2 protein-coding genes are annotated in these 2,465 nt (G+C 23.6%); both read left to right on the forward strand.

All coding sequences use genetic code 11. From position 1 onward, the window contains the following. Positions 1–547 precede the first annotated feature (547 nt). Positions 548–727, forward strand: coding sequence for a hypothetical protein (locus BBA70_RS01465; protein WP_011412549.1), 180 nt, complete (start codon positions 548–550; stop codon positions 725–727). Positions 728–1,234: 507 nt separating this feature from the next. Further along, a complete protein-coding gene (locus tag BBA70_RS01470) occupies positions 1,235–1,783 on the forward strand; it encodes a hypothetical protein (RefSeq protein ID WP_308495560.1) in 549 nt (182 codons plus the stop codon). The last annotated feature ends 682 nt before the right edge of the window (positions 1,784–2,465 follow it).

The raw sequence follows: 2,465 nt of genomic DNA on the forward strand, positions 1-2,465 counted from the left end.
ATTTGAATGGAATATTAAAAAATAATTAATGGAAAAAATATTAAAATTCCACATAATTTAACTTTATTGTTTAAATCTTATATGACTCCAAACCAAGTTCAAAATTCTAATTATTTTAGTTTAAATTTATCTAGTATTCAACCAAAAAATTATTTTCTTAATAAGAATTTTAAAAAATATTTTAAATTACAAAAACTTAAATTAAAACTTAAAAAAGATTATGAAAAAAAGATATTAAAATATTAAATAAAGTTGAATGTCAATATTGGTATAGATATCTTGAAAATAATTATATTCAAAGTTTTCAACTTTCTCCTTAATTTGATTAAATTAGTTTAAATTAAATATTTTTAATTAATTTTGCTGTCTAATTATTGGACGGCTTTTGTTGTTGGAAAAAAATAAATAAAATTATTTATAAATTACAAAACCTAAAAAAACTTAAAATTATTGAAATTATTAATGCTATAATATAAGTAATAAGAAAAAGATTTTTTTAAAAGAAACAATATTTTGAAAAAACTCAGCAATCGCCTACAAAAATCCCTTGAAAAAAGAAATACAAGATGAATTAGTTAAAAACAATAATGCTAATGAAGTTTTGGTTAAACAATTAAACACAAAACAATCACAAATAAAAGAGTTAAAAGGTAAGATTAAAATCTTAGAAACCAATGAAACTCAATTACAAAAAACCACCAAACATAAAGATGAAGAAATAACTTAATTACAACAAACTATCCAACAACAATCGCGAGAAATCCAAAGATTAACAATTCAATTAGAACAACAAATAAATCTTTTTTGCTGAACAAGGTAAAAAGATTTTACAACTAGAAGGAACCATTAAAGGTTTAGAAGCAGCCAATAGTGGATTAGGAGAAACCAACAAAGAATTACAACATGAAATTGATAAATTAAAAAATTAATTAGCATTAGCAAAAAAGCCCACACAACAATGAAAGAAAAGCTGCTTAAATCAGATATCCTCAAAGGAGGCGTCACAATAGGCTCCTTAGGTGGATCCGCAGCTTAATTGTAGGTGGTGTGCTGCTACTGGTGTGGTTGTAAATGAAGTAATAGACGCATGGAAAGCTCTAAAACAAGGGTTTTATAGAAGAAAGAGAATATAAATGAAAAAAATAAATTTAGATTATATACAAAAGATATTTTTTTAACTTATTCAAAATGTCCTTTGGGTAAAGAAAAGATTCATAATCATATTAAAGAATTAATGGCTTCAAAAAAACAAGAAATATCATATATCATTTCTAATACTGAAAACCATCAAGACCATAAAGAAATACATACTCATGTTCTTTTTCAATTAACTAAACGTTTTAATATTCAAAGTGATAGATTCTTTGACATTGAAGGTTTCCATCCTAGAATTGAAACTGCTCGTAATATAGAAAAATCAATTTCTTATATAAAAAAAGATGGCGACTTCATTGAAGAAGGCACCCTAGACATAAAAATATACGTTCGTCAAAATCAGAAAGAAGAATGTAAACAATTAATCTATGATAAAATAGGTATATTAAAAGACCAATATTATTATAATGATAATTTAACTTTAAGTCAAGTTAAAAAATATCTTGATTATTTTATTAAAAATCTAGACCTTGATTTTTATTACGAACAAATAGATTTAATTGAAAAAATTCTAAAAAAAAGTTTATCAAACAATATGAGGAGTTTTTGGAAGAACAAGAAATCGAAACCAAATCAATTTTTAGTTTCGATTCTTTTAAGAATAATGATAGTACGCAAGAAATTATAATGGCTATAAAGGAAGAGATGAATGTAACGCATCGTCCTAAATCCATTGTGATTGAGGTCCCTAGTAAACTAGTTAAAACCGATTTTATTATAAGCTATTTGAATCACCAACAAATACAATTCAATTATATCAGGGGTTCATTAGAATTTAACAAAAATATCTATAATGATAAGTTTAAAATAGATGTTTATGATGATATAAGCATAAGAGATATTAAACAAGCAGGTTTGTTAAAAAAATATTATAGGTGGTCAAAGAGGATTTATAGTAGATATTAAATATTATCCTAAAAGAAGATTATCTGTTAATAAATCATCAACCTTTTTATGTAATGAAGATATTAGTTTTCAAAATAGTGTAAACTAGAAGAATCTTGTGGTGACAACGAACATAAATATATCAATAAAAATTGTATCTTTATAAATGTAGAAGATAAATTATATAAAAATTTTAAAAACAAAATATTTAAAAAAAATAAAATGTTGTTAAACCAGCAATAAACAACAATGATAAAAAAAGTAGGTAAACAAAATTGAAAAAAAACAATCAAAAACAATCAAATAAAATTTATATCTTTTGGGGATCGATTGTTTCATTAGCTTTTGTGTTTGTATTAGTTATTTTATTAATAGCTATTAATAAACCTCAAGCTAAAACGGACACCCAAAAAGAACAAGAAAAA

The organism is New Jersey aster yellows phytoplasma, assembly GCF_002554195.1.
In the GTDB taxonomy this organism is placed as follows: domain Bacteria; phylum Bacillota_I; class Bacilli_A; order Acholeplasmatales; family Acholeplasmataceae; genus Phytoplasma.